Genomic DNA, 16,022 nt, shown 5'->3' on the forward strand with positions numbered 1-16,022 from the left:
CCGTTACTATACCGTCTGGACGGTACAGTAAGCGAACGGCTTCTCGATCTACACTGCTCCGTATGGCTGCCCGTCCGCGCCGGAGTGCCGGCAACCTGCCGGCCGAGCTGACCAGCTTCGTCGGCAGGCGGCACGAGCTGGCGGAGGCGAAACGCCTGCTGTCCGCGGCCAGGCTGGTGACGCTGACCGGCGCCGCCGGGGTCGGCAAGACCCGGCTGGCGCTGCGGGTGGCCGCCGACGTGCGCCGGGCGTTCCCGGACGGCGTCTGGCTGGCCGAGCTGGCCGACGTCGGCGACCCGCAGCTGGTGCCGCACACCGTGGCGGCGGCGCTCGGCCTGCGCGGCACCGGGGACCAGGCGGCCGGGCTCGCCGAATACCTCGAGGACAGGCAGCTGCTGCTGGTGCTGGACAACTGCGAGCACGTGGCGGAGGAGTGCGCGACGCTCGCCGCGAAACTGCTCGCCGCCTCCGCCGGGCTGCGGATCCTCGCCACCAGCCGGCACACGCTGCACGTCGAGGGCGAGCACCTCCTGCCCGTCGAGCCGCTGGCCGTGCCGGCGGAGGACACCGGCGCGGGCCCGGCCGAGGCGGTCACGCTGTTCACCGAACGCGCGGCCGCCGTCTCGCCCGGGTTCGCGCTCACCCCGGGCAACCGGACCGCGGTGACCCGGATCTGCCGACGGCTGGAGGGCATCCCGCTCGCCATCGAGCTGGCCGCCGTCCGCCTCCGCGTGCTCTCGCCCGACCAGCTGCTCGAGCGGCTCGACGACCGGCTCGGCCTGCTCACGTCGCGGCCGGGGCGGCGGACCCTCGAAGCCGCCGTCGGCTGGAGCTTCGAGCTGTGCTCGCCCGCGGAACAACGGCTGTGGGCGCAGGCGTCGGTGTTCCCCGGCGGGTTCGACCTCGACGCCGCCGAGCACGTGTGCGAGACCGCCGGGGACAGCGCGCTCGACGTCGTCGCGGGCCTGGTGGACAAGTCGGTGCTCAGCAGGCAGAACGGCACCTTCGGGCGGCACGCGTGGTACCGCATGCTGGAGGTCGTCCGCGAGTACGGTGCCGCCAAGCTGGCCGCGGAGGACGGCGTGCGGGCCCGGCAGGTCGCCTACTACCGGGACCTCGCCCGGCGGTACCGGGCCGAGGGGTTCGGCCCGCGGCAGGTGGAGTGGGTCGGCAGGCTCCGGCGGGAGCACTCGAACCTGCGGGCCGTGCTGGAGTACTGCCTGTCCGCGCCGGAACGGGCGAGCGAGGCGCTGGACATCGCGGCTTCGCTGTGGAACTTCTGGTACGGCGGCGGTCTCGTGCCGGAGGGGTGCCGGTACCTGCGGCGCGGGCTCGACCTGTGCGGCGAGCGCTCGCTGGTCCGCGCCCGCGCGGTGTACGCGATGGCGTTCCTCGCGATCCAGACCGGCGCACCCCACGCGGCGCTGCTGGCCGAACTGGCCGAGCTGGCCGACGAACTCGGCGACGACCGGCTCCGGGCAGGCCACGCCGAATGCGCGGGCATGGCGACGTTCTTCGCCGGCGACCTGGCAGGCGGCGCCGGGCTGCTGGAGCGGGCGCTGGCCGGCTACCGCACGGCCGGGGACGCGCTGCTGGTGTTCGACACGCTGATCCTGCTGGCCGCCGTGCGCTTCTTCCTCGGCGATCCCGCCGGTGCCGAAGCCGCGGAGGAGGCGCTGGCCCTGACCGAACGGCACGAGGCACGCTGGTCGCGGGGGTACGCGTTGTGGGCGGTCGCGATCCACCGCTGGCGGGCGGGCCGCCACCAGGCGGCGGCGGACCTGCTGCAGGAGGCGATCGCCCTGCGGCTGACCGACCGCACGCTGCTCGCGTTCCTCCTCGAAGCGCTGGCGTGGTGCGAGTCCTCCGGCGGCGCGCACGAGCGGGCGGCCCGGCTGCTCGGCGGCGCCGCCGCGGTCTGGCGCCTCAGTGGCGCGCGCGTCGGCGAGACGAGCCCCTACCAGGCTTTCGACGAGCAGTGCGCCACGGCCGCGCGCGAGGCACTCGGATCCGAGGCGTTCGACGCGGCTTTCGGCGAGGCGGCCGGCAGCGGCCTCGACGACGTCGTCCGGTACGCACTGCGGGAGAAGCCGGCGGGTAGCAGGCCCGCACCGGCGGCCGAGCCCGGCGGGCTGACGCGGCGGCAGCGGGAGATCGCCGAGCTGGTGGCCCAGGGCAAGAGCAACAAGGAGATCGCCGCCGCGCTGGTCCTCAGCGGCCGGACGGTGGAGGGGCACGTCGAGAACATCCTGGTGAAGCTCGGCCTCACCTCCCGGCTCCAGGTGGCGTCGTGGCTGGCCGGGCAGCCGGGGCGGTCCGCGTAGCCGGTCGGGTAGTTTCCCCGGTGCTCCCCGGACGGCGTCCGGGCGATCCTTTCCCCACGTCCGTCCGGAGTGGGGAAGGAGAAGACCGTGTCCATCGATTCGGCGCCGCAGGTCTGTCCCCGGTGCCACCGCCCGACGGTCCTGATGTCCCACGCGTGGGGCCGTCAGTGGGTGCATGTCGGCACCTGGCGTCCGCAGTGCGGTGCGCCTTCGTGGGCGGTGCGTGCCCGTCGCTGACCGCTGCGCCCGCCTGCCCGCGGGTCGCCTCCGAAACGACATGAAAGAGTCGTTCATGTCGTCTGGGGACATGAACGAGTCGTTCATGACAGCGCGGCGGCGCGTGCCCGTCGCTGACCGCTGCGTCCGCCTGCCCGCGGGTAGGCTGGAGGCAGCGGAAGGAGACGACGTGACGGCCGAGGAACTGATCGTCGAGTTCGCCCTGACGCGGCTCGACCATCCGGACCTCGACTTCGAGGAGATCGCCGCCCTCCTCGTCCGCCGGGGTGGTCCCGAGCGGGAGCTGGAGTTCGCCTCCCGCAACCTCGCCGACCGCGACGAGCTGCGTGGTGCGCCCTTCCCGATGGCCGTCGAGTACGTGCTGCGGGTGGTGCTGACCCTGCGCGGGCCCTCCGACTGACCGCGCCTGCAGCCCGGGGTCAGGGCCGGTGGCCGCGGCGGTCGAAGACCAGCTCGCGCGCCGTGTCCAGGGCCGTCGCGATGGCTCCCGCCAGTACCGCGTCCTCGCCCAGCTGACCGGCCACGATCCGCGGCACCACCGGGATCGTCGCGGCCAGCGCGCGCTGCATCGGGGCGGCCAGCAGGTCGGTGTTGCCGCCGATGCCGCCGCCCAGCACGATCAGGCGCGGGTCCAGGACCGCGGTCACCGCCGACACCACGTACGCCAGCTTCTCCGCCTCCTGCTCGACCACCTCCCGGGCGCGCTCGTCGCCCGCGCGGGCCAGGCGGAACACCTCCTTCGCCGAACGCGCTTTCGTCAGCCCCCGTGCCCGGGCCGCGGCGAGGACCGCCTGGCCCGCCGCCGCCGTCTCCACCGGGCCGGGACGGCGGGCACCCGCGCCCGCGGGTTCGGGACCGTACGGCAGGTCGGCGATCTCGCCCGCCGCGCCGTGCGCGCCGCGGAACAGCTTGCCGTCCACCAGCAGGCCCATCCCGATGCCGGTGCCGACCGTCAGGCACACCAGCACGTCGACGCCGAGCGCCGCGCCGAGGGCGTGCTCGCCGACCGCGCACAGGTTCGCGTCGTTCTCCACCACCACGTCCGAGCCGCCGGCGGCCAGCGCGGCGACGAGTTCGTGCAGCAGCCCGCGTCGTTCCCAGCCGGGCAGGTTGGGCGCGCGGAACACCGTGCCGCTTGCCGGATCGGGGACACCCGGCGTGCCGACGACCGTCGCCACGACGTCGTGCGGCTGCAACCCGGCGGCGGCCACCGCGCGTTCGACGGATTCGCTCACCGTCCGCACGAGCGCGCTCGCCGACCGGCACCGGTTCGGTTCGTCGAGCCGGGCGACGATGCTGCCTTCGAGATCGGCCACGGCAATGCGGATCGCGCGCCGTCCGATGTCGACGCCTGCCACGTGCCCGGCGTCCGGCGCGGCCCGGTAGACGACGGCGGCGCGGCCGGGGCCGGGCAGGCTCCGCCCGGTGGTCCGGACCAATCCGTGCTGCTCGAGATCCAGGAGTGCCTGTCCCACCGTGGGTTTCGACAACCCCGTGTCGACGGCCAGCTGCGGCCGGGTCGCCTCGCCGTGGGTCCGCAGGCGGTCGAGGACGACGCGCTGGTTCAGTGCCCGCATGTGCGCCGGGGTCCCGACCTGCGGCCCGATTTGCCCCACGAATCCTCCTGCGTTGCCGCAACTTTACCGGCGGAACCCTTTCGACCCCGCCCGTTCTATGTTAAGAAACTTTACTAACTACTAGTCGGAGGCACGTCGTGAGTTCACCCACTCGGTCCGGGGAACCGCAGCCCGCCCTTGAGCGCAAGATCGGCCCGCTGCAGGCCACCGCGATCAACATGACCCAGATGTGCGGCATCGGCCCGTTCGTCACGATCCCGGCCATGGTCGCCACCATGGGCGGGCCGCAGGCGATGCTCGGCTGGATCATCGGGGCGATCGTCGCGCTGGCCGACGGGCTCATCTGGGCCGAGCTCGGCGCCGCGATGCCGGGCGCCGGCGGCACCTACCTCTACCTGCGCGAAGCGTTCCAGTACCGCACCGGGCGGCTGATGCCGTTCCTGTTCGTGTGGAGCGCGGTGCTGTTCATCCCGCTGATCATGTCCACCGGCATCATCGGGCTCGTGCAGTACCTCGGCTACCTGATCCCCGGCGTCACCGGCGACGACGGCACCACCCCGCTGGGCAAGCTCATCGGCGTCGCCATCACGCTCGTGATCATCCTGGCGCTGTTCCGGAAGATCGGCCAGATCTCCAAGCTCACGACCGTGCTGTTCGTGATCATGCTGGCCGCGGTGCTCACCACCATCGTCGCGGCGTTCTCGCACTTCAGCGCCGCGCAGGCGTTCGCCTTCACCCCGGGCGCGTTCAGCTCCGCCGGCGAGGGCACGTTCTGGGGCGGCCTCGGCGCCGGCCTGATCATCGCCATCTACGACTACCTCGGCTACAACACCAGCGCCTACCTCGGCGGCGAGGTGCGGACCCCGGGCCGCACGCTGCCGCGGTCGATCATCTTCTCCATCCTCGGCATCATGGGCCTGTACTTCCTGCTCCAGGTCGGCGTCCTCGGCTCGATCCCGCTGGAGCAGCTGAAGGAGGCGAAGTCGGTCGCGTCGTCGGTGCTGGAGCAGGTGTGGGGCACCGGCACGGCCAAGGCCGTCACCGTGCTGATCGTCATCGCCGCGATCGGGTCCGTCTTCGCCGGGCTGCTCGGCGGCTCGCGCGTGCCGTTCGAAGCGGCGCGCGACAAGGTGTTCCTGCCGGTGTTCGGCAAGCTGCACCCGAAGCTGCACCTGCCCACCGCGGGCGTGCTCACCATGGGCGCCATCACGATCATCGGCTCGCTGTTCACCCTGACCACGGTGATCAACGCGGCGGTCGCGACCCTGGTCATCATCCAGTCGCTGGCCCAGGTCGCGGCGATCTTCGTGCTCCGCTTCCGCCAGCCGAACCTCAAGCGGCCGTACCGGCAGTGGCTCTTCCCGCTGCCGACCGTCCTCGCCCTCGTCGGCTGGATCTACATCTACGTGTCGGCCGACCTGCTGTCCATCGGGCTGTCGCTCGGCTGGATCGTCGTCGGCGGCCTGGCCTACCTCGGCTACGCCAAGGCCGAGCGCACCTGGCCGTTCGGGCCCAAGGAGATCAAGGAAGCCTTCGCGGCCGAGCCGGAAGGGGCGCAGGCGTGACCCGCAGGGTCGCGGTCCTCGCCGCGCTTCTCCTCGTTCCCGGCGTGCTGACCGTCGCCGGGCCCGCCGCCGCGCAGGACACCGCCGCGTCGCACGGTCCGGCCACGATCGGCCTGCAGGGCTGGCAGGTCCTCACCACCGCGCGCGTCCCCGACGGCGGCGAGAAGGTCTCCACGCCGGGCTATCCCACCCGCGGCTGGCTGCGGGTGAAGCCGGACGACGCGGGCGCGCCCGGCACGGAGATCACCGCGCTGCTCCAGAACGGCCAGTGCCCGGACGTCTTCTATTCCGACACCATGCGCAAGTGCTTCGGCTACGTCGACAAGCTCGGCCCGGTCGTCACCCAGCCGTTCGCCGACCCGTGGTGGTACCGCACCGACTTCACCCCGGACATCCGGCCGGGGCAGCACGCGAAGCTGACCGTCCCGGGCATCGTCGGCGAGGGCGACGTCTGGGTGAACGGCACGCTCGTCGCCACGCGGGACGTCGTCAGCGGCGCGTTCGCCGGGCACACCTTCGACGTGTCGAACCTGGTGAAGCCGGGCCGCAACACCCTGGCGATCAAGGTCTATCCCAACGACCCCACGAAGATGTACACCCTCGACCAGGTCGACTGGGGCCAGATCCCGCCGGACAACAACACCGGCATCCAGTTCCCGCCGACACTGCAGGTCTCCGGCACGCTCACCGGCGACAACGCCCACGTCGTCCAGGACAACGCGCCCGACCTGTCCAGCTCGAAGCTGACGGTGAAGCTCGACGTCACCAACAACGCGGCCACCCCGCAGACGGGGGACGTCACCGCCACGATCACCCCGCCTTCGGGCGCGCCGATCGTCGTGCGGCAGCGCGTCACGATCGCGGCGAACACCAGGCAGACCGTGGCCCTCGCGCCGGTGCGGATCGCGAAACCGCAGGTCTGGTGGCCGTACTCGATGGGCGGCCAGCCGCTGTACACGCTGGCCACCACGGTCTCGCAGGACGGCGTCGCGTCGACGTCGTCGAAGAGCACCTTCGGCATCCGCACGGTCACCTCCCGCCTGATCGGCAAGTCGCCCGCGCTGCCGGAGGGCGCGCGGCAGTTCACGATCAACGGCCGGGACTTCGTCTTCCGCGGCGGCGGCTTCGCACCGGACCTGTTCCTGCGCTACGACAAGGCCGACACCGCACACCAGCTCGCGCTCATCAGGAACCTGGGCCTGACCGGCGTCCGGCTCGAAGGCCACGACATGCCGCCGGACTTCTACGACCAGGCCGACCGCGCCGGGCTGCTGGTGATCGGCGGCTTCCTGTGCTGTGACGCCTGGCAGCCCGAGGACGCCGCTAAGCTGTCCGAACGCGACTACCGGATCATGCACGACTCGGCGTACACGATCGCGCAGCGGGAGCGCAACCACCCGAGCGTCTTCAACTACGGCTGGAGCGACAACGAGCCGGTGCCGCGCCAGGAGTCCGAAACCCTGAAGGCCTTCGCCGAAGCCGACTTCCAGGTCCCGGTGATCGCCTCGGCCGAGTACAAAAGCACGCCGGCACTGGGGCCGTCAGGGGAGAAGGAAGGCCCGTACGACTGGGTTCCGCCGTCGTACTGGTACGACAGCTCGCACTTCGACGCCTCCGACGACAGCCGGACCAACGCCGGTGGCGCGTGGGGCTTCGCCAGCGAGCAGAGCGCCGGGCACACCGTGCCGACGCTGGACTCGATCAGGCGGTTCCTCTCGCCCGCCGAGCAGGCGAAGCTGTGGCAGGACCCGGCGTACAACCAGTACCACGCCAACTTCGAGCCGGGACACGGCGGCTACGCGTTCGGCACGCTCTACACCCTCGACCAGTCGATCGCGCGCCGGTACGGGAAGTGGACGTCGCTGGAGTCCTATGTGGACCTCGCGCAGCTGGCGAACTACGAGAACACCCGCTCGCAGTTCGAAGCGTTCCTGCACCACTCGACCGACAAGGCCAGTCCCGCAACGGGCGTCGTCTACTGGCAGCTGAACAAGGGCTGGCCGACGCTGCTGTGGTCGCTCTACAACGACGACGGCGACCAGCCGGGCGCGTACTTCGGCGCGCAGAAGGCGAACAAGCCGCTGCACGCGATCTACGGCTACGACGACGGTTCGGTGACACTGGACAACCTCGGCGCCACGGCGCAGGCCGGGCTCTCGGTGCGGGCCCGCGTCCTCGACACCGCGGGCAAGGTCCTGGACGACCGGACGGTGTCCGGGCTGAGCCTGCGCAGCCAGGAGGTCCGGACCGGCGTGCTGCGGCCCCGGGTGCCCGCCGAGACGAAGGCGCCGGCGCCCGCGCAGGTCTACTTCGTCGAACTGCAGGTCTCCCAGGGCGGGAAGGTCCTCGACCGGAACGTCTACTGGCTTTCGACGCAGAAGGACGTCGTCGACTGGGCCAGGACCCTGGGCAACCCGCAGGCGACGCTGGCGCAGTACGCCGACCTGCAGGCCCTGCGGCACCTGCCGCGGTCGCAGGTCGCCGCGGTGGCGTCGACGCGGGCGAGCGGCGGTGACCTGGTCACCACGGTGACCGTCACGAACACGGCGAAGACCCCGGGTGCGGCGTTCTTCCTGCGGGCCGACGTCCGCCGCGGCACGCCGGACGGGCGGGAACGCCCGGGTGACAACCAGCTCGCGAACGCGATCTGGGACGACAACGACATCACGCTGTGGCCCGGTCAGTCGCAGACGCTGACCGTCAGGTACCGGGCAGCGGACCTGTGCGGCGCGGTGCCGGTGATCAGCGTCGACGGGTTCAACACGGGACGGATCGTGACACGGGGGAGCGGCGAGTGAGCGACGAGCGGATTCTCGGGATCGACTTCGGCGGCACGAAGGTGGCGCTGGGGCTCGCCGATCGCGACGGCACCCTGCTGGCCACGCGCCGGCTGGACACCGACGCGCACGCCGGGGCCGAGCAGGTGGTGGTGCGCGCGCTCGCCGCGGCCAGGTCCCTCCTGGCCGACGAGGGCGCGGTGCCGTCCTGCGTCGGCGTCGTCAGCCCGGGAATCGTGCTGCCGGAGAAGATCCTGCTCGCGCCGAACGTGCCGGGCTGGGAGCAGCTGCGGCTGCGGGAGCTGGTGGCCGCGGAGTTCGGGGGCGTGCCGATCGCGGTCGGCACGGACGCGAAGGCCGCGGCGCTGGCCGAATGGCGGTGGGGCGCGCTGGCCGGGGCCGACCCGGCGGTGTTCCTCTCCCTGGGCACCGGCATCGCGGCGGCGGTGCTGGTCGGCGGCCGGGTGCTGACCGGCGCCAACGGAGCTGCCGGCGAGATCGGGTACAACCTGCGCTCGCCGCAGGACACCGAGGGTTTCGCGAGCGGAGCGGCGCCGCTCGAGGAAGCCGTCGGTGGGCGTGGGCTGGGCGGCCGGGCGAGCGAACTGCTCGGCCGCCCGGTCACCGCCGGCGAGCTGTTCGCACTGGCCAAGGAGAACGTCGAGGCCAAGGAGCTGGTCACGGCGGCGCTGGACGAGCTGTCGATGCACGTGGCCAACCTGGCGATCGCCCTGGACCCGCAACGCATCGCGGTCGGCGGCGGCCTGGTCCGCTCGGCGGACGTGCTGCTCCCGGCACTGGCGGACCGCCTGGCCCATGCGGTCCCGTTCCCGCCCGAGCTGGTGGCGGCCCGCTTCGACCAGGACGCGGCCCTGCTGGGCGCGGTGGCACTGGCCCTGGGCGGTTAGCCGCGAGCCTGCAGCGCGGACCGGCGGCGGAAGGGGCGCTTCAGTGCGTCCCGACCAGCTCTTCGGCTCGCCGGAACGCGGCGGGGGAGAGCTGGAACCAGACGAGGACCGCGCTCAGTGCCTGGACCGCGGCGACCACCACCCAGACTCCGCGCAGGGTCCAGTGCGTTGCGACCAGGCCGCCGGTCAGCGCGCCGAGCGGGGTCAGGCCCCAGGCCAGCGCGCGGTGGCTGGTCAGCACGCGGCCCAGGAGCGGGGCCGGGGTGAAACGCTGGCGGCTGGACTGGGAGCAGACGTTCCAGACCAGCACCGTCGAGGTCAGGAAGACCAGCACCACGCCGATCAGCGGCGGCCACGGCGGCAGCACGGCCAGCAGCAGCGGCGCCAGCACGCCGAGGCTCTGCGCCAGCCGCATCGACCACGAGTACCCGAGCCGGTCGACGATCTTCTGCACCCCGAACGACGAGACCACCCAGCCGACGGCCAGGCAGGCCAGCAGCAGGCCGTAGCCGACCGGGCCGACGTGCAGGATCTGCGTCGCGTACAGCACGAACATGGAGTTGCCGGCGCTCGCGGCGAACGACCCGAGCGCGACGTTGAGGGTGATCGACCGCAGCAGCGGCGTCTTCACCAGGTGCCGCAGCCCGCCGGAGAGGTCACGCAGCGGGTGGGTCGTGGCGGCGACGACCGACGCCGACGGGATGCGGCGGGTCAGCAGCAGTGCCAGCAGCGCGCAGCCGGCGGCGAGCCCGGCGGGCGCCCCGGCGCCGACTGCGATGAGCAAGCCGGTGACCGGCGGCACGACGAACTGCACGACCCCGCGGTCGATCACCGTCAGCCGCGCGTTGGCGTGCGCCAGGCGGTCCGGCCCGACCAGCTCGGGCACGAGCGCGCCGCTCGCGCCGTCCCCGAGCACCTGCGCCGAGGTGACGACGAACGCGATGACCAGCAGCACCGGCAGGCTCAGCAGCCCGGTGCCCGCGGCGACGGCGAGGACTACGGCGGCTCCGGCCTGCACCGCGTAGGCCCAGGCCAGCACGGTGGTCCGCCGGACGCGGTCGATCAGCACGCCGGCGAAGAGCGACAGCAGCAGCCACGGCGCCTGCCCGGCGATGTTGACCAGCGACACCTCGCGCGGATCGGTGGTGATCGACACCGCGAGCAGCGGCAGCGCGGCGAGCATCAGCCCCTCGGCGGACGAACCGGACACCGCCACGGCCTGCAGCCGCACCCATCTGCTCGTCATGATCGACAGCCTGCCGGACTCCCACGGCGTGTCAACCGGTTTTCGGCGCCGGTGTCCACTGTGGAGAAACGGGCGATCCGCCCGGTTTCGTGATATCCTTGTCTTGGCCGGACAAATCGGTTCCCGGGAATTCTCGACCAGCCTTCCGAATACGCCGCCGAGACCCCTTCTCCCTCCTTCGCAGACGTCTGTTTTCCCTGGTTTCACCACGAAAACCGCTGCTCCACGCGAGCGTGCGCGTGGACCGACGTGAAAGGGGAACACCCATGAGCGAACTGATTCTGGCCCAGACTGCCAACATCAATCCCGGCCTCGCCGCGATCGGCTACGGGCTCGGCGCCATCGGCCCGGGAATCGGCGTCGGCCTGATCTTCGCCGCCGTCATCAACGGCACGGCCCGTCAGCCGGAGGCGCGGGGACGGCTGCAGACGATCGGGTACTCGACCTTCGTGCTGACGGAGGTGCTCGCGCTGATCGGCATCGTGATCTACTTCATCGCGTCGACCAAGTGAGTGTCCTTTGTGGATAATCCGCTGACCCTGCCGCCCGGCGGGGTCAGCGGCCTGCCCGCGTCGACTCGCGGACGACCAGTTCCGGGGTGAACACCACGGCCCGGTGCCCGGTCTCCGGGTCGGCCGTCTCCGCCAGCAGCAGCTCCGCCGCCGTGCGGCCGAGACGGCGGGCGGGCTGGCGGACCGAGGTGAGCGGGACCGCCGCGGCGCCGGCGAACTCGATGTCGTCGTAGCCGACGATCGCCATCTCGCCGGGCACCCGCACGCCCGCGCCGACCATGGCCTGCAGCACGCCCAGCGCCAGCAGGTCGTTGGCGCAGAACACCGCCGTCGGCCGCGGGCTCGTGCCCAGCAGGCGCGCGCCCGCGTCCCGGCCGGAGGCGACGTCGAGGCCGCCCGCCTCCAGCACCGTCAGCTCCGCCGCCGAGCCGGCCAGCGCGGTGCGCACGCCCCGCTCGCGGTCGCGGCACTGGGCGAGGATCGCGGGGCCGTTGACGAACGCGATCCGGTGGTGGCCGGTCTCCAGCAGGTGCCGCGCGGCGAGCGCGCCGCCCGCGACGTCGTCCACCGACACCGAGCTGGCCTCCGACTCCGGCGCCTTCCGGTCGACGAGGACGTACGGCGTGCCGCTGCGCCGGAACGCGCGCAGCGCTTCGCCGGACGTCGCGACCGGGCTCAGCAGCACCCCGCGGACCCGCTGCTCGGCGAACATCGCCAGGTAGGACGCCTCGACGTCGGAGCGCTGGCCGCTGTTGCAGGTGATGATGTTGAGGCCTTCGGCGTGCGCGGCCTGCTCGGCGCCGCGGGCGACGTCGACGAAGAACGGGTTGCCGAGGTCGAGCACGAGCAGGCCCAGCACCCGGCTGCGGCCGGCGCGCAGCTGCCGGGCCGACTCGTCGCGGACGTAGCCCAGCTCCTCGATCACCGACAGCACCCGCGTCCGGGTCGCCGCCGCGACCACGTGCGGCCGGTTGACCACATTGGACACCGTGCCGATCGAGACGCCCGCCGCCTTGGCGACGTCCTTGATGCCGACCACCACACCCCCTCGCCCGGGAAGGGCGTCAGCCTACCACGCGGAATGAAACGTTTCAGAGGCGGATTTCCGCCGTTCGTCGCATGATCGCACCGCTAGGCTCCAGGCGGTGAGCCTGCCGCTGGGAGGAGTCCGGGTGCGGATCTTCACGATCGTCCTGTCCGTCGTGCTGACGTGGATGCTCTCCGGGGCGGTCGCCTCGGCCGGGCCCGTCCTGGAAGGCAGCACCGACAACCCGGTGACGCCGTCGCCCGCGGTGACGCGGCCGGACACGCCGCACTGCACGGTCACCCTCGCCGACGCCTTCCGCTCCAACGCCGCCGACGGCAGCCCCCGCTACTACGAAGGCACGCTCACACCGCCCGCGGCGTGCCCCGGCCCGTGGGCGAAGGTCGTCATGGACCAGACGGTGACCGTCGGCGGCCGCCAGTACGACCGGATCGGCGACCTGCGGATCGGCGGCACCGAGGTCTGGTGGGGCACCACCGAGGAGCCGAGCGGGCAGGGCACCCGCCCGATCACCTACCACTTCGACAAGGACCTCACCCCGTACACCGCGCTGCTGCGCACGCCGCAGCCGTTCCACGGCGGCATCGAGAACTACACCTCGCCGGTCTACACCGGGGTCTACGAGCAGACGGTGACGCTCACCTACTACCAGGCCGACCGCGGGCACCCGGCGCCCGAGACCGCGGCACACGTCGCCGGGTTTGGGCACGCCGACGCGACCCCGGCGGCACCCACGGTGCACTTCACCGCGCGGGACCTGCCGCGCAACATCACCCGCGCCTACCTGGAGGTCACCCTCGAAGGCCACGCGTGCGACGAGCAGTGGTTCGACGACGTCCCCGACGAGGTCGCGGCGAAGTACCCGGCGGCGGGGCTGTGCGGGAAGGGGCCCTACCGCGAGGCGAACTTCGCGATCGACGGGACGCCCGCCGGCAGCGCGTTCACGTTCCCGCACATCTACTCGGGCGGGATCGTGCCGCAGCTGTGGCGGCCGATCGTGGCGATCGGCACCTTCAGCCTGCACGCCGAAACCTACGACGTCACGCCGTTCGCGGGCCGTCTCGTGGACGGCGGGAGTCACGACATCTCCTTCTCCTTCCCGGACATCGGCGGGGAGTTCACGGTCGTGCCGACCCTACTGCTCTACACCGACAAAAACGCCGCGCAGACGTCCGGGGCGCTGACCCGCCACGACGTCGCGGCCGCCCCCGAGCGCCGGACGACGGTGAAGGACATCGCGGACGGGGTGACCGTGACGGTGACGGCACAGCGCCACGACGTCACGGCGGGCTATGTGGACACCTCCGCCGGCCGCGTGTACACGACGGTCGAGCGCACCCGCGACTACCGCAACACCGACGACGTCACCGGCGGCGGCTTCACCCAGCACGTCGTCCAGTCCGACTCCGGGCAGCAGACTTCGGTGTCCACTGTGGAGGGAAAGGTGCGCTCGGCCGCCCGGCACACGTGGTCCTACCCGCTGACCACGGACGCGACGGCGAACATCACCGACGACCAGAACCTCCGGATTTCCGGCGCGGTGGAGATGACCAGGATCGTCGGCGACCTCACCGGCACCGGGCACGCGTGGTGGCCGGTGCGCGCCTCGCGGGAGTGGCTGAGCTCCTCGGGCGTGCTGGCCCGCACGAACGGGGTCAACACGGAGGCCGACGGCCGGTCGAAGACGCTGTACACCGGCTCCGACGACCTCGGGCGGCCGTACTTCCACTACCTGGCGAGCGAGCACGGGCTGTTCACGGAGAACCGGGAGCTGCCGCCGCGGGGCTGAGCCGCGGGTGAACCGCGTCTCGCCGCCGGTCACCCGATCGGGCTAGTGCGGTACTGTCGGGCCCATGGGGAGTCTCCGCTCGCGGGTGCTGGGCTGGGTGGGCCGGCGGTATCTCGCCCGGCAGTCCAAAAACGGGTTCGATCTCGAAAAGATGTCGTCGTTCCTGCCGGATTCGGCGCTGGTACCGCTGAAACGGGACGGGCTCGACCCGGTGCCGGAAATGGCCGCGCGCCGGGCGGACGCGCCGATCGGCAAGCTCGACCTGCCGTTCGGGATGAACGCCTGGCTGGTCACCGGGTACGACGAGGCGAAGGCCGTGCTCGGCAGGGCGACCGGGTTCTCCAGCGACTTCACCAACCTCGTCGGCAACGCCGGGGTGACCGCCGACCAGAACCCCGGCGGGCTCGGCTTCGCGGACCCGCCGGTGCACACGCGGCTGCGGAAGCTGCTCACCCCGGAGTTCACCATGCGACGGCTGAGCAGGCTGGCGCCGCGCATCGAGGAGATCGTCGCCGAGCAGCTCGACGCCATGGCCGCCGCCGACGGCCCGGTCGACCTGTGGCAGGCGTTCGCGCTGCCGATCCCGTCGCTGACCATCTGTGAACTGCTCGGCGTCTCCTATGAGGACCGCGAGGATTTCCAGCGCCTGAGCACCGCCCGCTTCGACCTCTTCGGCGGCGCGAGCGCGTCGCTGGGCGCGATGTCGGAGTCGCTGACCTACCTGCTCGACATCGTCAAGAAGCAGCGCGAGCAGCCGGGCGACGGCCTGCTCGGCATGCTGATCAAGGAGCACGGCGACGAGATCGGCGACCGCGAGCTGGCCGGGCTGGCCGACGGCGTGCTCACCGGCGGCCTGGAGACCACGGCGAGCATGCTGGCACTCGGCGCGCTGGTGCTGCTGCGCGACGAGCAGGCCATGACGGCCGTCCGCGGCGACGACGAGTCCGTGCACCGCTTCGTCGAGGAGCTGCTGCGCTACCTGACGGTGGTGCAGATGGCGTTCCCCCGGTTCGCCAAGGAGGACATGGAGATCGGCGGCGTCCGCATCGCCGAGGGCGACATCGTCCTGGTGTCGCTGTCGGCGGCCGACCGCGACCCGAAGCTGGGCCCGGACATGGAGAAGTTCGACGCCACCCGCGAGCCGACGTCGCACCTGGCGTTCAGCTACGGCATCCACCGCTGCATCGGCGCGGAGCTGGCCCGCATGGAGCTGCGCACGGCGTACCCGGCACTGGTCCGCCGGTTCCCGAACCTGCGGCTCGCCGTGCCGGAGACGCAGCTGTCCTTCCGTCAGGTGTCCATTGTGTACGGTCTGGACGAGCTGCCGGTGCTGGTGGACTGAGCCCGTCGCACGCGCCTCAGCGGACCCCGCGCGGCCGGAACTGGATGCTGATCCGCGGCCCGACCGCCCGGTTCGTCTTCGGGATCGCGTGTTCCCACGTGCGCTGGCACGAGCCGCCCATGACGATCAGATCGCCGTGGCCCAGTGCGTAGCGGTGGGATTCGCCACCGCCGCGGGGGCGCAGGGCCAGCTGGCGGGCCGCGCCGACCGAGAGGATCGCCACCATCGTGTCCTCGGTGCTGCCGCGGCCGAGGGTGTCGCCGTGCCACGCGACGCTGTCGCGGCCGTCGCGGTAGTAGCACAGGCCCGCCGTGCGGAACGGCTCGCCGAGTTCGCCCGCGTAGTACTCGCTCAGCGCCGTGCGGGCCTCGGTCAGCACGGGGTGGGGGAGCGGTGCCGCTTCGCGGTAGAAGCACAGCAGCCGGGGGACGTCGACGAGCCGGTCGTACATGCGGCGCCGCTCGGCCTGCCACGGGACGCCGGTGACGAGGTCGGTGAACACCTCGTCGGCGCCGTCGAGCCAGCCGGGCTGCACGTCGATCCACGCGCCCGCGCCAAGCTGGGTCCGGCGCGGTGCCAGCGGGTGCAGCGTGACGGGACCGGATTCGCCGAACAGCGATGCCTGCAGGGCCGGGGTCGTCATGGGTCCGACGGTACACGAAGTTCGAACAGATGTTCTACGTGAAACATCGCGAAAGCC

General features: G+C 72.2%; 12 protein-coding genes. 8 read left to right on the forward strand and 4 right to left on the reverse strand.

Annotation, left to right across the window (positions count from 1 at the left end):
* Positions 1–62 precede the first annotated feature (62 nt).
* Both ABJI51_RS12200 and ABJI51_RS12205 read left to right on the forward strand, forming a co-directional pair.
* Positions 63–2,324, forward strand: coding sequence for an ATP-binding protein (locus ABJI51_RS12200; RefSeq protein ID WP_348950211.1), 2,262 nt, complete (start codon positions 63–65; stop codon positions 2,322–2,324).
* Between the two features lie 406 nt (positions 2,325–2,730).
* Entirely contained in the window at positions 2,731–2,961 is a 231-nt protein-coding gene (locus tag ABJI51_RS12205; protein ID WP_348950212.1) for a hypothetical protein, read from the forward strand.
* Between the two features lie 19 nt (positions 2,962–2,980).
* Here ABJI51_RS12205 and ABJI51_RS12210 read toward each other — a convergent pair whose 3' ends face one another.
* Complete coding sequence (locus ABJI51_RS12210) at positions 2,981–4,138, reverse strand: ROK family transcriptional regulator (protein ID WP_348950837.1); 1,158 nt, start codon at positions 4,136–4,138, stop codon at positions 2,981–2,983.
* 137 nt (positions 4,139–4,275) lie between these two features.
* Here ABJI51_RS12210 and ABJI51_RS12215 point away from each other — a divergent pair, with 137 nt between their 5' ends.
* From ABJI51_RS12215 to ABJI51_RS12225, 3 genes are read left to right on the forward strand one after another with little or no spacing between them, the layout of a single operon-like run.
* The gene (locus ABJI51_RS12215) at positions 4,276–5,703 is read left to right on the forward strand and encodes an APC family permease (protein WP_348950214.1); all 1,428 of its coding nucleotides are present in this window, start codon (positions 4,276–4,278) and stop codon (positions 5,701–5,703) included.
* On the forward strand, positions 5,700–8,501 hold the full coding sequence (locus ABJI51_RS12220) for a glycosyl hydrolase 2 galactose-binding domain-containing protein (RefSeq protein WP_348950216.1): 2,802 nt from the start codon (positions 5,700–5,702) through the stop codon (positions 8,499–8,501). Before ABJI51_RS12215 ends, ABJI51_RS12220 begins: the two co-directional genes overlap by 4 nt.
* Positions 8,498–9,388 (forward strand): ROK family protein, encoded by an 891-nt coding sequence (locus ABJI51_RS12225; protein WP_348950218.1) that lies wholly within the window; start codon positions 8,498–8,500, stop codon positions 9,386–9,388. The genes ABJI51_RS12220 and ABJI51_RS12225 overlap by 4 nt, the downstream gene beginning before the upstream one ends.
* Positions 9,389–9,428: 40 nt before the next feature.
* Here the strand turns inward: ABJI51_RS12225 and ABJI51_RS12230 are convergent, their stop codons facing one another.
* Complete coding sequence (locus tag ABJI51_RS12230) at positions 9,429–10,634, reverse strand: MFS transporter (protein ID WP_348950220.1); 1,206 nt, start codon at positions 10,632–10,634, stop codon at positions 9,429–9,431.
* A gap of 266 nt (positions 10,635–10,900) precedes the next feature.
* Between ABJI51_RS12230 and ABJI51_RS12235 the strand changes: the two genes are divergently transcribed.
* Complete coding sequence (locus tag ABJI51_RS12235; protein ID WP_348950222.1) at positions 10,901–11,146, forward strand: ATP synthase subunit c family protein; 246 nt, start codon at positions 10,901–10,903, stop codon at positions 11,144–11,146.
* 43 nt (positions 11,147–11,189) lie between these two features.
* Here the strand turns inward: ABJI51_RS12235 and ABJI51_RS12240 are convergent, their stop codons facing one another.
* Positions 11,190–12,185 carry a LacI family DNA-binding transcriptional regulator gene (locus ABJI51_RS12240; protein WP_348950223.1) on the reverse strand — a complete coding sequence of 332 codons (996 nt, stop codon included), beginning with the start codon at positions 12,183–12,185 and terminating at the stop codon, positions 11,190–11,192.
* Positions 12,186–12,318: 133 nt separating this feature from the next.
* On the opposite strand from ABJI51_RS12240, the gene ABJI51_RS12245 reads away from it, so the two are divergent.
* Positions 12,319–13,980, forward strand: a complete 1,662-nt coding sequence (locus ABJI51_RS12245) for a peptide-N4-asparagine amidase (protein WP_348950839.1) — start codon at positions 12,319–12,321, stop codon at positions 13,978–13,980.
* A 64-nt stretch (positions 13,981–14,044) separates the two neighbouring features.
* A complete protein-coding gene (locus ABJI51_RS12250) occupies positions 14,045–15,322 on the forward strand; it encodes a cytochrome P450 (RefSeq protein ID WP_348950225.1) in 1,278 nt (425 codons plus the stop codon).
* A 16-nt stretch (positions 15,323–15,338) separates the two neighbouring features.
* Here ABJI51_RS12250 and ABJI51_RS12255 read toward each other — a convergent pair whose 3' ends face one another.
* Positions 15,339–15,965 carry an alpha-ketoglutarate-dependent dioxygenase AlkB gene (locus ABJI51_RS12255; protein ID WP_348950227.1) on the reverse strand — a complete coding sequence of 209 codons (627 nt, stop codon included), beginning with the start codon at positions 15,963–15,965 and terminating at the stop codon, positions 15,339–15,341.
* Between the last annotated feature and the right edge of the window lie 57 nt (positions 15,966–16,022).

The organism is Amycolatopsis melonis, from assembly GCF_040064235.1.
Lineage (GTDB): Bacteria > Actinomycetota > Actinomycetes > Mycobacteriales > Pseudonocardiaceae > Amycolatopsis > Amycolatopsis melonis.